Genomic DNA, 24,670 nt, shown 5'->3' on the forward strand with positions numbered 1-24,670 from the left:
TCCCTCATTTCTTATAATTGAAATAAACTTTCTTGTGTCACATGAAGTTCTTGAAGAATCGCACAAATTTGGACAACTGATTCGATAGGTAACTCTCCGTAATAAGGCATTGCCAATACTTGCTGCACAGCCTTGTGAGCTATCGGAAGATTTACTGGTTGTGCAGATGCAAGTCCGCTATACCATTCAAAATCACTGCAAAGTGGAGAAAAATACTTTCTTGCGAATACATTGTGTTTTTGGAGTTCTTCATACACCACATCTCTCGATTGACCAAATTTCTCTTGATCGATGTCAATAACAAAGTATTGATAGCTGCTAGATTCGTCTTCTAAAGTCGTTAAAACTCGAATCCCTTCAATAGCCGCTAAGTTTTCTTCGTAAGCACGTTTAATCGTATGGCGTTTGTTCCGCTCTTCTTCTAATACTTTTAAGACTTCTAAACCTACACTCGCTTGAATTTCATTCATTTTGGCATTTAATCCAGACAATGCGACTTCTTCGGTGTTCACAATGCCAAAATTTCTCAGTAACTGTAACCGTTTATCGAGTGCCGCATCATGATAAGTTAATGCTCCACCTTCAACGGTATTAAATAACTTAGTGGCATGAAAACTGAACATTGTCATATCTCCAAAGTGACTAATAGGAATGCCATTTACTTTTGCACCAAAAACATGTGCGCCGTCATAAATAACTTTTAGGTTATGTTTATCAGCAATTTTTTGGATTTTTTCTACATCACAAGGGTTGCCGAATACGTGAACACCGAGAATTGCGCTCGTTTTTTCCGTAATTAACGCTTCGATTTTATCAGCATCAATATTGAAAGTAACTGGGTCTATATCACAAAAGACAGGTGTTAAATTGTTCCAATCTAATGCTTGAACAGTGGCTGGAAATGTAAACGGCGTAGTAATCACTTCGCCGGTTAACTCCAGTGCTCTCAATCCTAGCAATAATGCCATCGTGCCATTTGAGAACATTGAAATGTGATCTACATCTAAATAGTCTTTAAGCCGATCGCTCAATTCGTTATGTTGTGCCCCAAAATTTGTAAGCTGCTTACTGTCCCATACCTTTTTCATTCTTTCTGTCACAGCTTCAATATTCGGCAATAACGGTCTAGTAACATAAATGGGTTGTTCAAAAGCTTTTGCCATTCTATTCCCTCCCTTGATAAGCAACTTTTAAGTAAGTTAGCCTGCCTTAACGGCTTTTATCTTTTTTATTACAGGTACCAATAAATCGTAGACGGTATCAAACTCCTGAATTTTCAATAGTTTTGAAATGGTGATATAAAAAATAGCACCTATTCCAATTTGTAAAACTAGCGTTAAAAGCTCTGATAGCGGAAGAAATTCGCCGATACTGTAGACAACTGCGCCCATTGCTAGTGATATGGTATAAATCGGCAAGAGATCTCGTATTTGCTCTTTGACGCCATACTGTATTTCACGTCCAGAAAAATAAATATTGATAAACAATGACACATGCGAGTCTAATACCATCGTGGCCACTAATATGGTAATGCTCCAATCCATCCAGATCACAAGAACAATAAGAACTGTCGGAATGATTGTTTTAATAATTTCTAAGTAGAGAAACAAATCAGAGCGCCCTTTAACTTGGAGAATGTTTAAATTCAACGCATGGATGGGGTACAGCATGCTCGCGATGCACAAAAGTTGGAAATAGGGCACCATAGGTAACCATTTCGCGCCAAAAATCAAGTAAATCAATGGCTCTGCCACTGCTGCTAAGCCGACCATCAGTGGAAAAATTAAAAATCCTGAAAGCTTAATAACTTTTTGGAAGCTTTGTTTTAAGCGCTCTTCTTGATCTTGGATGCCACTTAATACCGGATACGTCACCCGTTGAATTGTTGCTGTTAATGACTGAGTCGCAACATCACTGAATTTAGAGGCATTGGTGAAATAGCCAAGAGCTCCAGCTGAATATTGCTTTCCAATAATTAAGAAGTACACATTGTTATAGGCAGTGTCGATCAATCCCGATACAAGAAGTTTCCACCCAAATCCAAACAAACGCTTGAACGAGACAACACTAAAGGTTAGTGAAGGTAGCCATCTTCTATAGAAAACGAGTAGCAATGCTTGGATTAAATTCATCCCTAACATGCGAATCACGAGGCTCCATACACCAAACCCTGTCATGGCCATTCCAACAGCAATCACACCTGATAAAATACTCGCTGCCATATTGACCTTTGCTTGCACTTTAAAATTCACTTCTTTAGTAAACATGGCTCGTGGAATAATTGAGAATGCGTTAATAATAACGCCTAACGTTAGCACTCGAATAATAGACGTCAACTGTGCTTGATCAAAGAAATTACTAATTAACGGAGCTGATAAAAACAGCACGCCGTAAATAAAAACTGAAACAGCAAAGTTAAAATAGAATACCGTCGAATAATCGGTTTGATTGGCTTTTTGATCTCGGATTAAGGCTTGCGTAAACCCACTATCAACAAGTGAATTTGAAAGGGCTACAAACACTAAAATCATCCCTATCAACCCAAAATCTTCAGGTGCCAACAATCGCGCAAGGATAATTTGGATAATAAACTGAATGCCCTGATTGCCTAACATGTCTCCGAAGCTCCACAGCAGTCCACTGATTGTTTTTTTCTTCAATGAGTTTTCCTGTTTCATAGGCCTGCTCCTATCTCTATCCGTTAAAACCTAATTGTTCGGAAATCTTAAAACACTGAATATATACCTACAATAATAGGTATATCAAATCTAATTACCAACCGAATAGCGTTACCTCCGTTTCAAAAACATTACTTTGTGCTTAATTCTTGTACTTGCTTCCCATTCTAACACAATACATATCTAAAATAACAGATAATTTAGATTATTTTTATTTTTTATTTTGCAAATTATTCCACTCTTTTTTATTTCTTAGACAAATTAGATGCTTTTCAGTATAAAATCTGAGTATCATTCTTCAATAATTTGTTAGATCCTTACTATTTTCCGGAAATATTCTATAATCAATTGTTGCGCTTGTTTTGTAGATCCATTTTACTAATTCCCAGTTATAAAATAGGACGACAAAAAAGCAGTTTTGAACAGCTGGCACTACCAACTGTTCAAAACTGCTTTTTATAATTTCAAAGGATTTTTAAATTGTGATTCGTTTGAAGATCCGCTTAAAAAATTCGGGTTTCACGTAAAACTGGCGATATCCCTTTTTCAACGTTTCTTTAATTTTTAACTGCTTTAACAATAGATAAAAGCGGTTACGTTTTTTCGTGCGGCTAATAACGTAATCGTATTTAAAATTGGTGTGGACATTTACCTCGTCGAGTAAATTCGCAACATCTTGAAGGTGTTTTTGTTTTGCAGAGATATCGTTGAGGTAAACATCTGTCCAAGAGCCTTTTACTTCTACTCGGTAAGCCGCCATATTCCGATCCATGTAGTAAATCGTACCACTCAACGCTCCTAAAATGACCATCGGATAGTCACCAATTGTCGCATTCAAGTAAAAATCGGGCATCCCTGGGATTTTTTCACGAGAATACATAATTGAGTTAGTTGCGAACAATTCGCCTCCACCTTCGATAACTTCTTCCACAGAAAAAATTCTATCGCGATGGCTCGGTCGAACAGTAGCGACTCTTTTTTTCGTTACAGCCGAGACCTTTTCTGCCGCATGTACGCACATGCTGCATTCAGGATGCGCTTCCATATAATCTACTTGCCTCTGCAATTTCTCCGGATCTGTCCAATAATCGTCGCCCTCACAAACCGCGATATATTTTCCTAATCCACGCTCACTATTGAACACCTCAAAAGGAATATCTTGTGAATACTGATTTTCTGTTTGGTAGATGGGTTTGACGATATCCGGATATTTCTGTTCATAACTTCTGATGATGTCAGCTGTTCGGTCAGTAGATGCATCGTCATGGATTAAAATTTCATAAGCGAAATCTGTTTTCTGCATTAACATACTATCTAATGCCTCCGCTATAAAATTTTCATGATTATAAGCATTACACTCGATACTCACCATTATCCGGTTTTCCATAAATTACAGACTCCTCTACAGTTAAGTAAGTTTTCGTCATCAGCTTGAATAAACTAAGTCGAAATCCTTCTGTTAGATGTAACAGAATAGAATGCTAATGATTTTTCTACACATAACGTATCTTAGCATAGAAACATATTATAAAAAGATTATTCAGAAAAATTATAAAAAAATTTACACAAAAGCAAAGTTTTGGATATCATTCATCCACAACAATAAAGTTCTCTCGCTGATACGTTACTCTCAATTCTTCATCACGAAGAATCAAGTTGTTTTTTTCTATGGTGTTACCGCGCACTATATGTCCTGTCCCAATATTGATATATATTCCTCGCTCTGAGTTTTCGCGAGGACTGATAGCCAAGTTATTAAGTATGCTGATGTTATGACTTGGTGTCATTAAGTTTTTTCCACCATCACCTGGTCTTATCGCAATATTGTATTCATTGTTATAAACTAAGTTTCCTTTAATAACATTGGATTCTGCACCATTTTTAACATCAATACCATAATAAAAACCACTGACCATATTTTTCTCCACATGGCTTTCTTTTTCACTTTCTATTGTAATGCCTTGTTGATCGGTATAGCCGGGACGATCTTCAGTAACCATACATCCTTTAACTAAATTATGTTTGCCTTTTCCAAATAAAGAAAGGTGGCCGTCTCCTGAATTTCTAACCACACAAGATTCAATGGTGTTATAATCCGATGCAAAATTGATGATGCCGGAACCATAATTGGATTCACTTATTACATTACGAATCACATTGTTATGGGCATGATGCAAGTGAATCCCTTGCGAATAATTTTTTGTGTAGACATTTTCAATCGAACTTTCTCGACTGTTCTGCAGCAAAATAGCAATATTCGAAATTAACGAACCCCCTTCAGGCAATTGATCCCCCATCAAAAAGCCGCCTTTTAAATGGACATCTGCCGTCGCTGTTATCCAAAACACACCATATTCACCCGCTGATTCTGTCTGAAAAATCGCTTGTTCCATTATTATGGTGATTGGTTTGGAGATTTTTAAAGCAAAATAACTGTCTCCATATCCAGTACTAGCTTTTAAGTTAGGATTTTTAGTCAATTTGTAAATTCCGGGCGGAATATGCAATTCCCCACCTATTGGAGTTTCATCAATCGCTTGTTGAATCGCTTGTGTATCATCTGTCACGCCATCACCTTCTGCTCCAAATTGTGTAGTGGCATCGCTTATTTCCTTTTCCATAAAAAAGCCTTGGGTCATTATTACAATAGCAATGAGTCCACAAATCCCTAGTACAATAAGAAACATACGAGTGATTTTCTTAAAAGTCATAGACAGCTCTCCTTCAACCTCATCGCTATATAGAGAAATCATGATAAAGTCGTTCTTAAACTTAAGTATAAGCGAAGATTTCTAAAAATGCACACTGTTCTGAATACTTTTTAGATAAATATAGTCATTTACTTCGTTACTCTATCCTATAGCCTATAAAAATTTTCTTAAAAACACAAAGAAATTTTTTACCCCCTCGCATTCACCTATAATGTTCGTTATAATCATTACAATAGTTATTTTTTGAAAATTTAGTCATATTGACAGGATTATAAATCTTGTTTAGCTGACCACTTAGAGAAAAGAAATTTACAAGGAAATGAGGTTTTACTTTTGAAGGATTTATTTTTTGTAAAAGATTATGTCGCGTTGTACGAAGAAATCGAAGGAGGAAACTGTGAAGTTTTCGAATTCACCCATCCGATAGGCACGGTTTATCACCAGTTTATCAAAAGGGAAATACCCATTTCTTTAGAAGGCGGCCCATACTTTGATCTACTTACGCCTTATGGTTATGGCGGGCCCGTTATAACTGAGCTCAAAGATACGACAAAAAAAGATGAGTTAGTTACTCTTTTTTGTCAAGCTTTCCAAGAATATTGTTTAGAACATAATATCGTCACTGAATTTGTTCGTTTCCATCCACTTGTAGACAATGCCCAAGATTTTGATTCTTGCTATAACGTTCTTTTCAGACGCCATACTACGGGCATCACACTGAAAGGTTTTGAAGATCCGATTCAAGAAGAATTTTCAAGCTCCACACGAAAAAGAATCCGCAAAGCATTGAGAGATGGCGTTACTTATCGAATCACAGAAAATCCATCTAATTTAGACGAGTTTCAAGATATCTACCTTACAACGATGAAACGTGTAGGCGCTAGTGACTTTTACTTATTCGACGATGCATACTTCTCAAAAATGATTGAGAATTTAGGCGAACAAATGGTATTAGTTGAAGCTATTTACGACTCGCAAGTGATTGGAGCAGAACTTCACTTCCATACAGGGCCATATGTTCATACTCACCTATCCGGCACCATCGATGGGGATATCAATCATTTGTCCCCTGTTTATGTGATGACTTACGCTATTGTTTTATGGGCACAAGAGCGCGGTGTGGAATATATTCATTCAGGCGGAGGCGTGAATCCGGGTCCTGATGACTCATTGTACGTATTTAAAAAGAAATTTGGCAAAAACACGGAATTCGACTATTACGTAGGCAATAAAGTCTGGAATGAAGAAATTTATGAAAAGTTGAATGAGGCGACTAACGCTACTTCAGAAAGTGGACTTTTCCCAGCATATCGCTGGTCATAAAAAAAGGAAGCAGATGAGTCTGCTTCCTTTTTCTTATTTTGAATGCCATGCCCAAGCATTTGAAATAATTGTGTTTAAATCAAAAGCTGGTTTCCAACCTAATTCTTCATTAATTTTTTGAGAGGATGCTACAAGTGCAGCTGGGTCCCCTGCTCGTCTCTCTGCATATTCAATCGTAGCTTTTTTGCCCGATATTTGCTCACACGTTTCAATAATTTCTTTAACCGAATAGCCGGCTCCATTGCCTAGGTTATAAGTTTTGTTCGTAATCTTTCCTGACGCCATACCTTCATATGACAAAATATGTGCTCGTGCCAAATCAGTTACGTGGATATAATCCCGGACACATGTGCCATCTGCCGTTTCGTAATCCGTGCCGAATACAGCTATTTTGTCGCGTTGCCCAAGAAGGTGCTGCAACACAATGGGGATTAAATGCGATTCCGGATCATGACTCTCCCCAATTTCACCCGATTCATGCGCGCCTGCTGCATTAAAATAGCGCAAGACCACATATTGGAAATCATGGACATGTGCTAAATCAGCTAAAATTTGTTCAATCATTAACTTCGAGCGACCATATGGATTGATCGGGTTTGTTGTTGTTTTTTCTGTAATCATGTCTGTATCAGGTATGCCATAAGTGGCTGCAGTTGAAGAAAAGATAAATCGTTTCACACCATGTTCAATCATTTTTTCCAACAACACTAGAGTCGCACTAACATTATTACGGTAATATTTTAATGGATTTTGTACCGACTCCCCCACTAAGCTGTTTGCTGCAAAATGAAATACAGCATCGATATCGTGAGTAGTGAAAATTTCATCTAAAATTGCAGGATCCCCTAAATCGCCTTTTACAAACGTTGCTTTTGAGTCGATCAATTGTTCAAAACCTGTTGTCAAATTATCCAGCACGACAACGTCATATGTATTCACCAATTCTTTAACAGTATGACTGCCAATATAACCCGCGCCTCCACAAACTAAAATCGCCATAAATGTTGACCTCCTATAAGTTATTCTATTTCCAATTATACCATTTGTAAGTGTATTTATTCCGAAAAAATAGTCGACCGCACCTTATTCCGCTCTGACCGCACCTCACACAGGTTTAAGCGCACCTTATCGTCCTAGAACCGCACCTCAAATGGACTTTTCCGCACCTCCACGCACCTATACCGCACCTCACCATAAAAAACACGCTTCCAAGAATCCACTTGGAAGCGTGTTTAGGATATGGCTTTTAATGTTCATCTTCTTCAACAAAATAGTTTTGGCTTTCGTAAATAGCTAAGTCTTCATCCGACATAATCAGGTTGTCGACATTCAGAGTGTTGCCAATAACCACATGTCCACTTCCCGCTCCTACATAAATGCCGTAAGAAGATTTTTCGCGCGGATCGACAACCATATTGTTTAAAATTTGCGTATTATAACTCGGCAACTCGAGATTTACACCGCCATCTCCGCCTCGCACTGCGATATTGTATTCATTGTTAAAGGAAATATTCGATTGGATGATATTTGATTTCGAGTCATTTTTCACATCGATTCCATAGTAAAATCCGCTAACCGTATTATTTTCGATTAAACTGCTCGTCTCACCTTCAACGGTAATCCCTTGTTGGTCATCATAATCAGGGCGATCTTCTGTAACGACACAATTAACAACACGATTATCTTTACCGCCTCCGTATAAAGACACATGACCGTCACCCGAATTGCGCACCACACACGAATCAATGAGATTATCATCCGAATCAAAATTAATGATTCCGGAACCATAATTAAATTCAGCAGTTACGTTTTGAACAATGTTGTGGTGAGAATGGTTAAGATGGACGCCTTGAGAGAAATTCTTTAAATAAGTATTTTCAATCGAGCTATCATTTGTGTAAAGAAACAAAATCCCAATATGAGACGTTAAAGACCCGTCTTCTGGTAACCGCTCTCCCATTAAAAAGCCACCTTTTAAATGAACATCTTCTGTTTTATCAACCCAAAACACGCCATATTCATCATCGGTGTCGGTTTGGAATATCGCTTCTTCCATTAAAATCGTGATTGGCTTTGAAATTTTCAACGCAAAATAACTATCACCATATCCCGTGACGGCTTTGTGGTCAGGATTTTTTGTAACTTTGTAAACACCAGGCGCAATTTCCAAAGTGCCTCCGGCCGGCGTATTGTCAATAGCGCTTTGGAGTTCTACCGTTTTGTCTTCAGCTTCATCAAAACTAGCACTATAACTTTCAGATCCATTTTGCACTTCATCGCCGTGTGACATTTTTTCCATTATTAAAAATAAGTAACTAAATCCAGCCATCCCTAAAAAAACAACGAAAAGAAATCCAAACGTTTTCGATTTCATCAAAGACACCTCCTTTAGCGAGATTTCATTTCCCCCTTATCATACAGACTTATTATTAAAAATAACAGTTTGTTGTCCGATAATTCAGATAATAAAGAGAAATAGGTTAATAAGCACTAAAAAACACGACAACCATTAAACTTGCTCTGATGGTTGTCGTGTATTATTCCCTTTATGTGGTTGCTGCTGTTCAGTCGAGTCTGCATTCGATCTTACTGTGTTAGTTGGTTCAATTTCGCGATTTTTACTGCGTGCCAACAATTCTTCCCGATGACTGTGGGTTGCTTCTTCACGCTTTGAACTTGCTTTTCCTAAAGAGAAAAGAACGGCCATTCCAAACATAAAACCGCCTGTTATCAAAGCCCACATACACTCCACCTCTTTTTAAGTAAATCAGTTACTATCATGATTGCACTTCTCCTTACAATTGCCATTAATCTTTCTGATTCTTTCTATTTTACGCCTATTCCTAACCAATTAACAGATTCATATGTACCAGTAATCTGAAAATAGATGAATCTTTAAGATCAAATTAAAACTATTTTTTGTTATTATTCTATTTTAAATTTCTTTTTATTGTCTTTTCTTTCTGTAAAACCCATAACTTACCAAATAAAACTTTAATCATTACACTCAAACCAACGCCGGCACTATCGATCAAAACGTCTCTAATTTCTCCGCTTCGTCCTTCAATAAATAATTGATGAACTTCATCCGTCACAGCAAATAAAACACTTAAACCAAATCCTAAAACTAACTGTTTGATTCCTCGAAAACCGCTACTTTTCCAAGCATTTAAACTCAATAATCCTAACAAAAAATAAGCGAAAAAATGAGCGTTTTTCCGCACAAAAGTATGGAAGCTTTCAATATCAATAGTATATTGAGGTGCTATTCCTTCTAAAACACTTAATAAGGCTGCGACAATCCCTGAACTTAAATGACTAGAAGCAGATCCTGGTTGATGAGAAAGATAAAAAATGACAGCCATCCACGAAAAAACTACTATCCACGAAATGTGTTTATATACTTTCATAAGACAAATCCTTTTCTGTTAAAATCACTTTCTTCAATAAGAGTTATTATAGCACTCGTCTGAAAAAGCCGTAAATGAGCCTGCTACATCTCTTTTACAAAATAAAAAAGAAGTCGCTTTAAAAAGCGACTTCTCACACGCATACTTGATCGACAAGCAAATTACTCTTTTACTAATTTAGCTGGAGTTGAGCGATATGCTGGAAAAAAAGCCTCTTCCTTATCCGCACCTACAGCTTTACACATTGCATCGTATACTTTTTGATTCCAAATTTTATAACTTACATAAAACGGAAATTCAGTGTTTTTTCCAAATTGTTTTTTAAAAAGGTATAGTGGATCATCCAACCTACCTGTGATGCCTCCACCTTCGTGAACGAGCTCCATGCCATGTTCTTTCCCCCACAACACTAAAGCATAGCGCATCACAAAAGCTGACGATAAATGTTGATACTCCTGCAATGTTCCAGATAAATGAATATGAATAAACTTCCCGTAAGCAAAGTTTAATCCACTTGCAATTACTTTTCCTTCATATAACACTTCTACCATAAGCGTATTTTCCCCTAATGATTGAAGAAGTCCATTAAAGTAATCGTCATCAAAATAATAAACTGTAGCCGCATCTCTTCTCTTCATCGTCTCGTAATAGAGGCGTTTAAAATCTTCTAAGTCAGTAGGATTAACAATGACACGATATTCAACGCCTGCTTTTAAAGCTTTTTGAATACTTTTTTGTTTAGACCTAGAAAACTCCGATTTAATCGGATCTTCAAAATCCTTTAAGTTGGTACCTGTTGTATAACGACGAAACGTCAATTCGTAGCAACTTTCAAAGTCTTGAGCGTTCGGAAACAACGGATGAAAACGTACAAACTCGCTAACAATATTTTCTTTGAGACAGTATTCTTCAAAAGCATGTTGAAAAGCTTCAACAACTTCTGATTTATGCTCTTCCTCGCACCCAGTAATCCGAGGACCTCCATATCCATAAGGAGTTGTAATATCATAGAAAGTTTCTCCACCTAGGTCTATAAAAATGGGCCTTTTTATGAACAAGTGATCCACTTTCCCAAATGGGTGTTGAAATTCAAATATTTCACAAACCCCATTTTCAATCTTTTCGTATAAGCGACCATAATCTTTTTCAAAATAGATATCCTCCAACTCGAAAATGCCTCCTCACTCCTGAAAATTTATTAATTTTTTGCAAGCTTTAGTAAAAAGTTCCCATTCTCTTACAAATCCAATTCCATTACCTACAATTCTAGCACAAAACATTTAGCAATACTTCAATAAAACAAAATTATTAGAATATTTAGTATTCTATTTTCATTTTAAAGGATCCTCAGCCATAAGGTGATTCTAAAGAATCAATAAAATAAGTAAAACAGTTATTAAATACCTATTTTACTGTTGACATTATACATTTATTAACTGATAATCTCTTTATATGACTATTTTTTACAGAAAGGATTTGCTATACATATGCAAAAGAAAAAGTGAAATGAAAAATTCCAAGTTCACTTTATGCCTGATACTTCTTATCGGCATTTGTTTTACACTTTCTATTTCAAAAGCAGAAGCGCATTATACAGACAGTCCATTAAACAAGCCGGAACTTTTTTCAACCAATCATCTGTCATCAAATTTGCTAATGAGTTCCCCCCTACGTTTTATTTTGGAGTATTATGGCTTTAAAACAGATTGGAACAAAGATTCTACGGTTGTGCCTTTAAGCTCACCAAATGTATCTGAGGTAAATGTTCCTGTATTGATGTATCATATTTTGCTGCCAGGTCGAAATGATTCGATAAGTGTAGATCCTACTCGCTTTAAAGAACAAATGCTCTCTTTAAAATCAGCAGGCTATACGACGATTACTGAACTCGAGTTACTTGCTCATTTAGAAGATGATACACCTTTGCCTGATAAACCGATTTTGATCACGTTTGATGACGGCTATATTAGTAATTACACGATTGCCTTTCCAATCCTAAAAGAGCTAAACATGAAAGCCAGTATTTATGTAATTGCTAGCCGGATTTTCGAAACCCACGGCGTTACTGATGGTGAATATGATAAATTCTCTTGGCAACAAGCGAGAGAAATGGCGGGAACGATGAGCATTCAAAGTCATACGTGGGATTCCCATTCTAAACAGTCGGATCTTCAACATCAAAATCGCGGACTGATTACAAGTCGCTTTTTTAAAGAAGGCAAACTGGAAACACAGCAAGAATTTGAAGATCGTACATTTACGGATTTACTGACAGCTAAAAATACCATTGAGAAAAATATTGGTACTGAAGTTGTGGCAATTAGCTACCCGTATGGTGAATACACGGACGACACCATTCGTTTAGCACAAAAAGCAGGCTATAAAATGGCGTTTACCATTCAGAATGGAACGAATAACAAAAATTCCTCACCTTTTGAATTAAAACGAATTACTGCCGACGGCATGTATTCTGGCCAGGAATTGATCCAACTAATTGAATCCGATTAAAAAAGCAGCGACCAAGGAATACTGGTCACTGCTTTTTTAATGTGTTTCTACTTTCATTATTTTTTATTAGTAACAGATTCATTTAACTTTTCCTCAAACAACTTTAACAACCGTTCTCTTAATTCAGGACGTTTTAACGCAAACTCAATCGTCGTTTCAATAAAGCCAAACTTTTCACCGACATCAAATCGGCGTCCTTCAAACTCGTAAGCATACACTTCTTGAATTTCATTGAGTTTTTGAATGGCATCCGTTAATTGAATTTCCCCACCTGCTCCAAGTTCATGTTGCCCAAGAAACTCAAAAACTTCAGGAGTTAAAATATACCGTCCCATAATTGCGTAATTTGATGGGGCTGTTCCCGCCGGAGGTTTCTCAACAAAATTATCAACTTTGATCAACTTTCCTTCAATCGAAATCGGATTGATAATACCGTAACGATGTGTTTCATCTTCTGGCACTTGTTTTACTCCGATAACACTTTTACCGGTCGTTTCATTTTGCTTCATCAATTGAGCGAGACACGGCTCTTCGTTTTCTACAATGTCATCACCTAATAACACAGCAAAAGGCTCGTTGCCGATAAAACGGCGGGCCGACCAAATTGCATGTCCTAGTCCAAGTGGCTCTTTTTGACGAATATAGTGAATTTCTACATTGGACGTTTCCAAGACAGAATCCAGCATATCGGTTTTACCTTTTTTAAATAAGTTGTCTTCTAATTCAAACGCATGATCGAAATGATCTTCAATCGCACGCTTTCCTTTACCGGTGACAATAATAATGTCTTCGATGCCAGAAGCTATTGCTTCTTCGACTATGTACTGGATTGTCGGCTTATCAACGATAGGCAACATTTCTTTTGGCATGGCTTTTGTTGCTGGAAGAAATCTCGTTCCAAGACCTGCAGCAGGAATTATTGCTTTTTTTACGCGCATCTTCTCACCTTCTCATCCCTTTTTTAGTTATCTATTGTTTAATAATAACATTTCTTTATTATAAAGCTAATATTTAAAAAGTTTCGATAACGAAAATGTCTTTTAATTTCTAATTACTAAAAAAGAAAAGTTTGTTTTTTGTAAATTTCATCAATAATTTTCTACAATTAGTAAAAAGTATGCACATATATGTTACTATAAATAAATCGAATGTCCTTGTTCCTTTTTCTATTTTTCTTTTTTTCTTTTGAAACTATATCGATTTACTCTGCATCATACAAAGGAAGTGTAAATTAGTTGAATGTTTCACCATTATCCTCTGACTCTGTATTAATGGAACTTGGTATTTGGTTAGTGCAATTTATCGACATATCAACTTTACCAATTGATTGGTCCGTAATAACGCTACTTTTTCCGACGAGTAGTAACTATATAAACTATATTATTGGTCTATTCATAGCGATAACTTTATTGGGCTCTGTATACAATTTACATAACAGCAAAGTAAAACGAATGACAGAAGAGTGTACACGTCAATTTGATTCCATAATTGCAACCGCAACCGATGGTATTGTCGTGACCGATGACAATGGCGTTATAACTCAATGGAATCAAGGAGCAGAGTCTCTTTTTGGCTACCGTAAAGATGAAATACTGGATCAAAATGTGCGGATGATTTTTCCAAATGCATACCCATCATCTTCTAGTCAAATGGTTACTAACCAAACTCATGAGTTTATAGGACACAAAAAAGATGGCGGCCAAATTCCAGTTGAATTATCGACAGGGCATTGGGAAACGATCAAAGGTGAGTACCATAGCCTCATTATCCGAGACATCACAGACCGCAGAAAAAACGAGGAAAAAATTAGTAATTTAGTTTACTTAGATTCCTTGACTGGCTTACCAAATCGCCGGTTATACATGGATCGACTTGAGTCTACACTTGATCAAGCCATCGATAGCGGCACCATTCACACGGTTTTATATTTAGATCTTGACCAATTTAAACTAGTAAACGATTCGTATGGACATATTATGGGTGACCAATTGTTAATTGAAGTGGCTCACCGGATAAAGTCTTGCATTAGTAAAGCCGATACGCTGGCAAGACTTGGCGGCGACGAATTTATCTTATTGCTTCCAAATAGCAATTACACCCATGCGGAAGCTGTTGCCCGAAATATTTTAGAGGTGTTGACGTATGCCTTTTCGCTAAATGACGAAGAAGTATTTATCACCCCCTCAATTGGGGCTAGCTTGTTTCCAGCAGACGGCACTGATTCTGAAACGTTAGTCAAAAATGCGGATATTGCCATGTATCGTGTAAAAGAAGAAGGAAAAAACAACTTTCAATTTTTCACTTCAGAAATGAACGACTTGATCTCTCGAAAATCTAAAATTGCCATGAGCATTCGCAAAGGATTGGAGGTTGGTGAATTTTCGGTTCATTACCAACCTCAAATCGATATCCTGACGGAAAATATTATTGGTGTTGAAGCGCTTGTTCGCTGGAATCATGCCAAGTTAGGACCGATTTCGCCTGCTGAGTTTATTCCGATTGCTGAAGAAAACGGCATGATTCTACACATTGGTGAATTTGTTCTTCGTACCGCTTGTCTTCAAACAAAAGCTTGGCAAGATGCGGGCGTTGAACCGTTCCGCGTTGCTGTCAATATTTCCGCCAAACAATTTTCACAAGGCAATATTTCTGAAGTCATCACCTCAGCTTTAGAAGACGCGCAGCTAGCCCCTGAATTTCTTGAGCTGGAATTGACGGAAAGCCTAATTCAAGGGGCGACATCCGCGATTACCACCATGCAAGAATTAAAAGCAATGGGCATCCATTTATCGATTGACGATTTTGGTACAGGCTATTCTTCGTTAAGCTACTTAAAATTGTTCCCGATTGATAGTTTGAAAATCGATCAATATTTTACACGCAACATCAATAAAGACCCAAAAGATGCGGCCTTAGTCGACACCATCATTCAAATGGCACGTAATTTAGGGTTGAATGTTATCGCAGAAGGTGTAGAAACACTCGATCAGCTAGCATACTTGAAAAATAAGCGCTGTAATCAAGCACAAGGTTATTATTTTCATAAGCCGTTATTGCCTGAGAAAATTGAAAAACTGTATTCTAAAGTCTAATTTAAAAGCCCGCGCCGAGAAGTTCTCCTTCCGGTACGGGCTTTTCTATTTGCTCTCTAACAGGTTCGATAACGGGTGAATGCCAAGACTTTGTATGATTAACGATAAAATAACAACGGAAAAACTGAGTGAAATTAGTTCACTAGCCATCTCGCCATTTGCCATGGCCCCTAACTGCAACAATAAGAAGACAGACATAGACCCACGTATACCAGACCAAGAAATAAGCAACGCTTTTTTCCAAATAGCACTATGCTGCTTTCCCGCTAATAACTTAAAGCTACTGCCAACGACAATAAAGCGAACGGCAATGCTCGCAAATAAGATCAAAATGGCGACAATCCAATTATCCCATGATAAGTATTTTGTCGCCTCAATGCCAATCAGTAAAAACAATAACGCGAGCAATGAAGGTTCGACGACGCTCCAAAACCCTGAAAGGGCTTCGCGGTAATGATCTTCTTTGTTAATGTGAGAAAACTCCCACGACAACATAATGCCCGCGGATACTGTGGCTAATACACCTGAAAATCCAAAACTTTCGGCAAGTTGAAAGGCACCATAAGCAAGTACAATGCTGAGCATAACTTGATAATCTTGGTGATGCGTAATATGAACAGCTTTACTCAATAACCACCCAACTGTCACACCAAGGAGCACACCCCCTGCTGAGACATACAGAAATTCACCGAAAGCAGCAAGCACATCAAGCGACTCTGACTGCACATACATCCCCGATAACACACTAAACAAAACAATACTTGTGCCATCATTGATCATCGATTCGCCATCAACAATATCCGCAATGCTTTTGTCTGGTGATGATTTTTTTAAAATAGAGACAACAGATACCGGGTCTGTAGGTGCCAAAATAGCGGCAACCACAAATGCCCCTACCAATGAAATTGAAAAAAACCAGCCGCCAATCCAATAAATAGCTAACCCGACAAGCCCCACTGTCAAACCGAGTCCCACGGTACTTAACAACCCAATAATACTCGCGTTTTTCCGCAAAGCTTTTGCTGAAAATTGATATGCAGAGACAAAAAGCAAACCCGGTAAGAAAACATCATAAATCATCGTTTCAGTTACTTTGATGTTCTCGAAATAGGGGATAAAAGACAAACCAATCCCGAGCAATACGAGGACAACCGGTGCGGGGAAGTTTTCTTGTTTTTTATCAATAGTAAATACTAAATAGCCTATGCACAATAATATGGTCACAAGTGCAGCTGACAATGCCATCCCCTCCAAAAGTGAAACATCCGTATGTATTAAATTTCCCGTAAAGTTACCTCTTAAAACAAAACAGCCGGACCGTCTAGTAAGCCCGGTCCGGCTGTTGTTATAGAAAATGAGAAAATTATTTTGCCGCTTGTTTTTCTTGCAACATTCCTTCTTCTTTTAGCCTACGCTTAACTTGCAAATAGGAAGTAACATCCGCTATCTCTTCTTTACTTAACGGATGATCATCTACTACTAAGTTAACCGAATTTAAATCGTTTAATTGGATCAAATCAAGTTGATCGGTCGGTTGATTTCGTTCCAATATATAATCTACAGTAACTTTAAAATAATCGGCTATCAATTGTAAATGGGAAACGCTCACTTGCTTTTTGGCACTTTCGTAACCCCATACAACTGATTTCGCTATTCCTAAATTTGAGGCTAGCTCATCTACACTCAATTGATGCTCTTCTCTTAACTCTTTTATTTTTTGTCCTATTCTCTCCATTTTATCGCCTCCCTTATTTCTATAGCGGCTATACCTTATATATTACCCCGCTGAATCTCTATTAGAAACTAGTTAAAGTGCACTAAAAGCGATTTAGAAGCGAAATACCTATAAAAAACCTGAAATTTCAGTTAACTCTTTTTCGAATTGTGGTAAAATTGAATTAATAGAATAGGGAAAGGTGGGTATTACGATGCTGAAAAAAGTAATATACATATTAGCGATTGTCCTCATATTTGTCATCATCTTCGGCGAAAGAAATTTAAACAATATTCAACTATCAAAAGAAAGCGCCCTCCATACGAAAACTGTGGAAACTCAGTCAAAGGCTAACAGCTTTTCGAGCAAGTTAACTTCCGGTAAGCCAGTGACGATTGTTTTTCTCGGAGACTATGTCACATCAGATGATTCCTTGCCTGATGGCAACTTGAATCACGTGGCTTTATTAGCCAATTGGTTTAACAAAAATTATCCGGATCAAGTAAAAATTATTAACGCGGGCATGAATGCCAATACTGTCTCTCATATGAAAAAAAGAGTTCAAAGTGATGTCCTTAAACATGTACCCGATTTAGTTGTAATTTCTGCAGGGTTAAACGATGCAGTAGGCGCTTGGAAAATACCAGTAAAAGAGTATGCAACTAATTATCAAGCGATTGTCGAAGCAATTGTTGCCACGGGGGATACGGAAGTGGTGATTCGAACTCCTAACCCTACTACTTCTGTTGAAGAAAACGTAGAAATGAAGAGTTATATACAAGCAAGTCGTGAACTAACGGAACATGAGAAAGTATACTTGTTCGATTTTTATCAAGTGATGGCGGATGATATACATGCCAAAAACATTTCCCAACTCGAATTAATGCAAAATAAGTTGCATCCAAATATTAAAGGTCAAGCTTATCTCGCAGAGCAGTTTAAAATGTACTTTACTTCAGAACTAATCCAACCATAATAAAAGCGTCCGGTGATCAATTGATCACCGGACGCTTTTTGAGTTTATTTTACTAACAGGTTTCTGGCTTCTCTAAATTCTTTAATGTGGTGATCTAATATGTGGCCGTTTTCGATGACCACAGAATTGCGAATCATGTCCGTCCAATTGCCTTCGACAAAATGGTCGACCATTGGCGAGAATCCTTCGCTCAACACTTTTGTTACTGTGTGCGGGAACATCGCTGGTGTGTTGTCTACCGTGTAATGAATAATGCCATCTACTGTATAAACAGGATCATCAATTGTTGACGGACGAGATGTTTCGATTTCCATGTTCGGGTCGCAACTTACATCAATAATCATCGCGCCTTTTTTCAAGCGTTTTAAGTCTTCTTTATAAATGATGCGATCCGTACGGTTCGTATCCCACATGACGCAGTTCACAAGAACATCGTAATTGACCATGTTTTTAACAAACAACGACTCTAGCTTCCGGCCGTAAACATCCACATCTGCACCTAAGCCATGAAGAATGCGAAGTACCCCTTTTGTTGTGTGACCGTTTCCAAGAACCGCCACTTTTGTTTCATAAGGCATTTTGCCAACATATTGATAGGCCTGCAACACAGCTGCTTCCCCAGCAACTTCACGATTGCGGTAGAAAATATAACGACCGTCTTCGAACATTTCTTCCCAAGCTACCACTGTATGGTCACCCGCAAGAACGGAATCGGTAAACGCGATATCTTGTACGGCATGAGCCCAACCAATTAATAATTTCCCGGGTGTTAATTGATTAAAATAATCTGCGTTGCCTAGTTTCACATCAACAATCGCGTCGCATTTCAATACTTCTTCACGAGACACAAATTGCGCGCCCGACACTTCATATTCTGCGTCTGAATAACCAAGCGCTTCGCCATAGCCCACTTCAAAAAACAATTGCTTCATGTTTTTAATGTTTGGCATGTCTTTCGGTAAAAGCGCTCTTCGTTTTTCGTTATTTTTGTGACTGATAACAAATCCTATTGTGTAAATAATAAAACCTCCAATTAATGAAATAATCGTACTCTTGGTCCGCATATAATAGGCATGTCCTAGAACAGTGACCGAACAACATTCAATAATTGTTTTCGCATGCCTCTTCCGAAAAGCTGACCTACTCTGCATCATACCATATTTCGGAATCATTATAAGTACTTTGTAATATTGACTAAAAATAAATATAGTATGTGTGTACGAATATGGTATAAATTTTTTGTCATAACTAGAGAAATTAGACCAATTAGAAACGACATGCTCCCAAAACTAGAGAAGTTTTGAGAGCATGTAGGAAATAACTTTTTAAGCTTGTTATTCTTTATAAACGAGCTGGCTTTTCAACATTTTTATTAAGTATTGCATATCTTCAATGGTATAACGTTGATCGCAAGGCAACGGCAAAATATTAGCTGCGTATTGGTATTCAATGCTATCTTCTGGACAATCTGCGAGGACATTTGGCCACAACAGTGGGATGTAAATCTTATCTTGCACTAAGCTTTTTCGGATGGCTGGCCCGTCTTCTACTAAGAGAGGATATGCAAACGCCCCATCTGGCAATGTTAAGAGCAGAGGATTTTCCGATGCTAACTGTTCATTTAAATACGCATAGTTTTCATTGCGAAGTTGGCGTGCACGCTCGTAATCTACGGCACCCATTAAGTTGCTTGTTAACTTTGACATGGTGCGGAGTGGGGCAACTGCGAGTCCATCGTTAATGGCGATGAAATCAGCATAATAATCGCTTGCTTTTCCTTCCGCCCGACCAAGCACATGTGTCATGCGCTCTTTTGAAATGTCTTGCTCAAGTTCTTCCGAAAGTACCGCATCTGTCGCTAAATAAGCGCCGTCTGGAACGCCAAAAAATTTGCGACACGAATAAATGGTGTCTACACCTTCTATCGGCTTTTGGAAAAAAGCTTGGCTATGATCTAAAATTAGTTGGCTATAGCGCTCTTTCAAGGCGCGCGTTTTTTCTTCCGTAATTTGACCGTATAAATTCACAACATATAAGTACTCACCTTCGGCCAATTGCTTGTCAAAAATCGGTTGGAATTGGGCATCTACATAATAATAATCATATTCAAACCCTTGCTTGTCTAACAAAATACTGATGCAGTCACACAAATAATAAGGAATGTGTAGTTTTTTAATTTGGCGCGCTTTTAGTAAATAAAGCAGCGCATTGCTGCCGCTATTAAGAGCTAACAAATCGCTATAAAACTCGTTACGAATCAAATCCTCTAAACCAAAATATCCACCAATTTCTTTCATATCGGATCTTCCTTTCATCGGCCGTAATTAGACTAACCGCACCTTAATTGTGAATAAGCGCACCTTTTGGAACAAATACCGCACCTCAGCGATAAATTTCCGCACCTCAAAGCGAAGTTTCCGCACCTCTCAGACTAAAAAGCGCACTTTTTCTTTCTTACTCAGTTCACGGGCACCCATGATTTAATACTTCGATAAGCAGGGAAATAATCAGCATCTGGTGAGATGTTGACGACTTGGCATAATTGTTCATATGCTACGTAATTCCATATTTTGCGTCCAATATAATACTCTAAATCTTCATTACGTCCGAATTTCTTTTTAAAAAGATACAGCTTGTCGTCAAGTTCACCAGTTCGCCCTCCGCCGTGATGAATTAGCTTTTTATTGTTTTCCTTGCCCCAAAGCGCCAACGCATATTGCAAAATATAAGCCGGTGCAAGTTCATGATATTCCTGAAGTGTACCGGTAAGGTGAATATGTATATAGTCACCGTAAACAAAATTTAAACTCATGCCGATTACTTTCCCTTTATAACTTGCTTCTACCACAACTAAGTAATCGCCAAGGCCATCGATACATCGCTGAAAATACACCTCATCGAAATAATAAATTTTTTCAGCCGCGTTTCGCTCCATTGTGGAATAATACAGTTCTTTAAAGTCGGTTAAATCATTTGGGTGATCGACCACTCGATACTCGACTCCTGCCTTTAACCCACGGCGAATATCCCTTCGACTTGACGCTGAATATTCTGTGAGGATGGGATCAGGTATGTCAGCGAGTCGTGTTTGAATCGTATATCGCTTGAAAGTGAGGTCATAAAAGCTCTGAAAGTCCAAGTGATTCCGGATAATAGGATGAAAGCGAACAAACTCGGACACAATGTGATTATCCCTACAATACTCTCCAAATGCCTGTTTAAATGCGTTCACCAGCTCTTGTTTATCTTCGCTTTTCCCTTCCACAATTCGGGGGCCCCCATATCCATATGGAGTCACGAGATCATAGTATACTCGATCGTCTAACTTGATCGGAATTTCACATTTGATGAACAAATAACGGACAACCCCAAGGGAATGTCGAAAGATAAATTCTTCACACTTACCGTTTTCTATTTCCTCATACAAATGTGCATACTCTTTTTCAAAGTAAATGTCTTCGTTCATATGACCTCTCCTTTAAAATTGGGTTTATCTCTTTTTGCAATTATGATACTATTTTATCACTCCAATTACTAAAAATACAGACAATTAAGAAAACTATTGCAATCATAAAGAAACGCTACCATTTTGGTAGCGTTTTCAAGGATTTTATTAACATATTGCTCCTTACATTTCACATATTCTCTAGGTATGCTAGCCTGAACTGCTTACCTTATCGTCTCTTCTACACGCAACGCTTTCAAGTTCTAAAATCATTATCATATGGATATATCTCCTGCCCTTTTAACACGAGCTGCTTGTCCTTTTGCTAACGGATCCGCTTTTCTTAATTCACCAAAATCAAGACCGGTTAGTTCTTCAATTTTTGTGATGGGTACTTGGTACGTTTCAAACTGACCGTACACAAACTCTAAATCACCATCAATCATATTTTCTTGTGTTTGCAAATAAGCGGTTGCCGATAGCTCGGTGCCGTCTTTTACCATAACTGCCACTTTCCAAAATTGATTGGGAATTTGCGCATCTCGGTAATTACGGTCGGTGTCGCGGAACACCGGTCCTGTAAAAATCGATACTTTCATATCGTGATCACGCGCGTTATCAAGCAAATAATCTTCTAAGTCGAGCCATACTTTTTGATTGAAGTTTTTATGTTGCGGTGAACTATTAGTGAAATGGAATGTATGCTCATTGGCTTTTACCGCATCAATGCCCCAATTGGGATCACGACGTCGTACAAGGTGTCCTCGATCGATATCGTTTGATTTGTAAAAGTCATTGCCCAGTTGGTACGCTTTATCGATTCGCGGATCAAAATACCAGCGATCGTTTTTTCGTTTCACATCCACCAGTTGATCGCCATCAATGTTTACTGCGGTGAAAAAAGCGAGACGACGTGACTTGCTCATTGCGACAGAAAAATGAGTGTAATCGAGTGTCTCTTTTCCTTCCGATGTTGCCGCTACGTCTTTTTTCATTTCATTATCCAGTTGGGGCAGTGGCACAATAAATTCTTTGCCTAAAAATTCTTTGTTGTACCCTGTAGCTTCTGCATACCAATCTGAGGCCAACACCCCTACTTCCATCGGCGCTTTTGTGGAACCAGGCATCACGACCGACAGCAAATAATCGAGCATTTTGCGTGCTTGCTCTGTCTCTAAACTGCTGCGCTTGTCGCTCAAATGTTGAATAATGGAACTAATGCGGATGCCTTCATTGGCGATCCATTTGTTAGGATCGGTCGGATCTGGAACACCAGCATGATGCAGTGAAACAACCATCCATTGGTCATTAAAAACCGGTGAACCGGATGAGCCAGGTTCGGTGTCGCTTACGTAATGAACATAATCAGAAGAGATGAATTTGACTTCATTTTCCCGAATGGTAATGGCTTTTGGACCGCCTTTAGGGTGTTGAATAATGGTGACGTATTCACCTTCTAAAATTTTCCCGGGCTTTGGCAGGAGCGGCAAATAACCGAAAGTTGCGAGCGGTACCGCATTGGCATTGTATGGTTCCATTGCGACTAATGTGAAGTCCAGTGCTTCGTCGGTGATAAATAAGAGCTCCGGGTCTAATCGGAAACTAATAATGTCGCGCGGTTTAAAATGAACGTCGTCTTCGTAATTAAATTCCGCCACTGCATACATCGCCGCTTCAGCTGTTTCCAACACGTGGTTGTTTGTGAGCAATAGATTTGGTCCTACAAGAAATCCAGTGCCATATCCTTCAAGCTGACCTGAGCGCCCCCGAATAGAAATGCGGCACACGGCTTTGCTAACATCAAGTCCTGCTTGTAAATGGGCAATCGGAAACAAGTCGCTTTTATTGATAATGCGTTCGATCGCCAAATTGTCATGGTGATTGATAATACTGGAGCGCGTCATCATTTTTTCTTCTGTAGCCGCCGCATAGTTCTCGGCTTGGTGTTCTTTTTCGAATTTCAAGTATCGTTGTAAGGCTTGTTGTTGGATTTTATCCAATTTGTTAGCCATTTGAGTCAGCCCCTTTTGGTGAATGTGATGTTCGTTTTGTTTGGTTATATTTTCATTTTAAAAATTAAATATTCTAACAATTAACTTCAAGAAAAGTTTATCATAATTACATAAAGAAAACTCAATCCTTGGTGCGGAATGAGTTTTCTTTTGCGTTCAAGTTATTTATCTTTCATGATTTTCTTTTCGCCTGTATTTGGATCACGCACTACTTTGTCTTCGGTTGGAACATAATCTGGAGATTCATTGGGTGCGTTGTGGGGTTCCGCTTTCCCTGGAGATTCCCAACCTTCATCGCCACCACCTAACATTTCACTCGTTTTCTCGATAATTTTTTCGACGGTTGAATCGTTTTCGTCTTTTTGATGATTTGCGTTCTTTCCTTGTGAGTCTTTTGCCATCTAATATCCCTCCAAGAGTGTAGTTGTTTTTACTTTACCCTTTGTGTTGGGGGATAATCATTTTTGTTTTGGGATGATGGCGCGTTCGGCTTAGCGGACAGTATTTGTTGTGATTTGGACAGTATTTCGCTAATTCCGACAGTATTTGCTCTCATTTGGACAGTATTCTACTCGATCTGGACAGTATGTCCAAATTTTCCCTCTCTCACCCAATTCAAAACCTTTATTACCCAAGACCAGGAAAGCGCAAGGGCGCGCTTTCCGCTTTCGACAGTATTTGTTGTGATTTGGACCGTATTTCGTTGATTCGGACAGTATTTGCTCTCATTTGGACAGTATTCTGCTCGATCTGGACAGTATGTCCAAATTTTCCCTCTCTCCCTAATTCAAAACCTTTATT

At 38.3% G+C, this 24,670-nt stretch carries 21 protein-coding genes; 4 read left to right on the plus strand and 17 right to left on the minus strand.

Translation table 11 applies throughout. From position 1 onward, the window contains the following. Positions 1–11 precede the first annotated feature (11 nt). The 4 genes from BCM40_RS12295 to BCM40_RS12310 all read right to left on the minus strand — a co-directional run bounded on the left by BCM40_RS12295 (position 12) and on the right by BCM40_RS12310 (position 5,389). Complete coding sequence (locus BCM40_RS12295; protein ID WP_065525655.1) at positions 12–1,163, minus strand: DegT/DnrJ/EryC1/StrS family aminotransferase; 1,152 nt, start codon at positions 1,161–1,163, stop codon at positions 12–14. A gap of 36 nt (positions 1,164–1,199) precedes the next feature. After that, a complete protein-coding gene (locus tag BCM40_RS12300; RefSeq protein ID WP_065525654.1) occupies positions 1,200–2,678 on the minus strand; it encodes a lipopolysaccharide biosynthesis protein in 1,479 nt (492 codons plus the stop codon). 475 nt (positions 2,679–3,153) lie between these two features. Then, on the minus strand, positions 3,154–4,065 hold the full coding sequence (locus BCM40_RS12305; RefSeq protein ID WP_065525653.1) for a glycosyltransferase family 2 protein: 912 nt from the start codon (positions 4,063–4,065) through the stop codon (positions 3,154–3,156). A 199-nt stretch (positions 4,066–4,264) separates the two neighbouring features. After that, positions 4,265–5,389 (minus strand): right-handed parallel beta-helix repeat-containing protein, encoded by a 1,125-nt coding sequence (locus BCM40_RS12310; protein WP_065525652.1) that lies wholly within the window; start codon positions 5,387–5,389, stop codon positions 4,265–4,267. Between the two features lie 333 nt (positions 5,390–5,722). Here BCM40_RS12310 and BCM40_RS12315 point away from each other — a divergent pair, with 333 nt between their 5' ends. Next, complete coding sequence (locus tag BCM40_RS12315; RefSeq protein ID WP_065525651.1) at positions 5,723–6,712, plus strand: GNAT family N-acetyltransferase; 990 nt, start codon at positions 5,723–5,725, stop codon at positions 6,710–6,712. A gap of 33 nt (positions 6,713–6,745) precedes the next feature. On the opposite strand, the gene galE is transcribed toward BCM40_RS12315, so the two are convergent. The 5 genes from galE to BCM40_RS12340 all read right to left on the minus strand — a co-directional run bounded on the left by galE (position 6,746) and on the right by BCM40_RS12340 (position 11,288). After that, a complete protein-coding gene (galE, locus tag BCM40_RS12320; protein ID WP_065525650.1) occupies positions 6,746–7,711 on the minus strand; it encodes a UDP-glucose 4-epimerase GalE in 966 nt (321 codons plus the stop codon). A 247-nt stretch (positions 7,712–7,958) separates the two neighbouring features. Then, the gene (locus BCM40_RS12325; RefSeq protein ID WP_065525649.1) at positions 7,959–9,086 is read right to left on the minus strand and encodes a right-handed parallel beta-helix repeat-containing protein; all 1,128 of its coding nucleotides are present in this window, start codon (positions 9,084–9,086) and stop codon (positions 7,959–7,961) included. A gap of 135 nt (positions 9,087–9,221) precedes the next feature. Next, the gene (locus tag BCM40_RS12330) at positions 9,222–9,455 is read right to left on the minus strand and encodes a hypothetical protein (RefSeq protein ID WP_065525648.1); all 234 of its coding nucleotides are present in this window, start codon (positions 9,453–9,455) and stop codon (positions 9,222–9,224) included. A gap of 187 nt (positions 9,456–9,642) precedes the next feature. Beyond that, on the minus strand, positions 9,643–10,122 hold the full coding sequence (locus BCM40_RS12335; RefSeq protein WP_065525647.1) for a VanZ family protein: 480 nt from the start codon (positions 10,120–10,122) through the stop codon (positions 9,643–9,645). Between the two features lie 161 nt (positions 10,123–10,283). Next, positions 10,284–11,288: a GNAT family N-acetyltransferase gene (locus BCM40_RS12340; RefSeq protein WP_065525646.1), complete on the minus strand. Its 1,005-nt coding sequence runs from the start codon at positions 11,286–11,288 to the stop codon at positions 10,284–10,286. A 340-nt stretch (positions 11,289–11,628) separates the two neighbouring features. Here BCM40_RS12340 and BCM40_RS12345 point away from each other — a divergent pair, with 340 nt between their 5' ends. Then, on the plus strand, positions 11,629–12,630 hold the full coding sequence (locus BCM40_RS12345; protein ID WP_065525645.1) for a polysaccharide deacetylase family protein: 1,002 nt from the start codon (positions 11,629–11,631) through the stop codon (positions 12,628–12,630). A 56-nt stretch (positions 12,631–12,686) separates the two neighbouring features. Here BCM40_RS12345 and galU read toward each other — a convergent pair whose 3' ends face one another. Next, entirely contained in the window at positions 12,687–13,568 is an 882-nt protein-coding gene (gene galU, locus BCM40_RS12350; RefSeq protein ID WP_065525644.1) for a UTP--glucose-1-phosphate uridylyltransferase GalU, read from the minus strand. Between the two features lie 297 nt (positions 13,569–13,865). On the opposite strand from galU, the gene BCM40_RS12355 reads away from it, so the two are divergent. Beyond that, positions 13,866–15,722, plus strand: coding sequence for a putative bifunctional diguanylate cyclase/phosphodiesterase (locus tag BCM40_RS12355; protein WP_238323726.1), 1,857 nt, complete (start codon positions 13,866–13,868; stop codon positions 15,720–15,722). A 45-nt stretch (positions 15,723–15,767) separates the two neighbouring features. Here BCM40_RS12355 and BCM40_RS12360 read toward each other — a convergent pair whose 3' ends face one another. Together BCM40_RS12360 and BCM40_RS12365 are read right to left on the minus strand one after the other, a co-directional pair. Further along, positions 15,768–16,961 carry a cation:proton antiporter gene (locus BCM40_RS12360; protein ID WP_065525643.1) on the minus strand — a complete coding sequence of 398 codons (1,194 nt, stop codon included), beginning with the start codon at positions 16,959–16,961 and terminating at the stop codon, positions 15,768–15,770. A gap of 124 nt (positions 16,962–17,085) precedes the next feature. Continuing rightward, entirely contained in the window at positions 17,086–17,457 is a 372-nt protein-coding gene (locus BCM40_RS12365) for a helix-turn-helix domain-containing protein (RefSeq protein WP_065525642.1), read from the minus strand. 193 nt (positions 17,458–17,650) lie between these two features. Between BCM40_RS12365 and BCM40_RS12370 the strand changes: the two genes are divergently transcribed. Then, positions 17,651–18,412, plus strand: a complete 762-nt coding sequence (locus tag BCM40_RS12370) for an SGNH/GDSL hydrolase family protein (RefSeq protein WP_065525641.1) — start codon at positions 17,651–17,653, stop codon at positions 18,410–18,412. A 44-nt stretch (positions 18,413–18,456) separates the two neighbouring features. On the opposite strand, the gene BCM40_RS12375 is transcribed toward BCM40_RS12370, so the two are convergent. The 5 genes from BCM40_RS12375 to BCM40_RS12395 form a co-directional block, all read right to left on the minus strand. Continuing rightward, positions 18,457–19,476 carry a N(5)-(carboxyethyl)ornithine synthase gene (locus tag BCM40_RS12375; protein WP_083394519.1) on the minus strand — a complete coding sequence of 340 codons (1,020 nt, stop codon included), beginning with the start codon at positions 19,474–19,476 and terminating at the stop codon, positions 18,457–18,459. Between the two features lie 270 nt (positions 19,477–19,746). Then, entirely contained in the window at positions 19,747–20,709 is a 963-nt protein-coding gene (locus BCM40_RS12380; protein ID WP_065525640.1) for a nucleoid-associated protein, read from the minus strand. A gap of 161 nt (positions 20,710–20,870) precedes the next feature. After that, positions 20,871–21,878 (minus strand): GNAT family N-acetyltransferase, encoded by a 1,008-nt coding sequence (locus tag BCM40_RS12385; RefSeq protein ID WP_065525639.1) that lies wholly within the window; start codon positions 21,876–21,878, stop codon positions 20,871–20,873. Positions 21,879–22,132: 254 nt separating this feature from the next. After that, complete coding sequence (locus BCM40_RS12390; RefSeq protein WP_065525638.1) at positions 22,133–23,869, minus strand: DNA/RNA non-specific endonuclease; 1,737 nt, start codon at positions 23,867–23,869, stop codon at positions 22,133–22,135. Between the two features lie 161 nt (positions 23,870–24,030). After that, positions 24,031–24,270, minus strand: coding sequence for a hypothetical protein (locus BCM40_RS12395; RefSeq protein ID WP_065525637.1), 240 nt, complete (start codon positions 24,268–24,270; stop codon positions 24,031–24,033). Positions 24,271–24,670 lie beyond the last annotated feature (400 nt).

Origin of the sequence: Planococcus donghaensis, from assembly GCF_001687665.2 — a bacterium.
GTDB lineage: Bacteria > Bacillota > Bacilli > Bacillales_A > Planococcaceae > Planococcus > Planococcus donghaensis.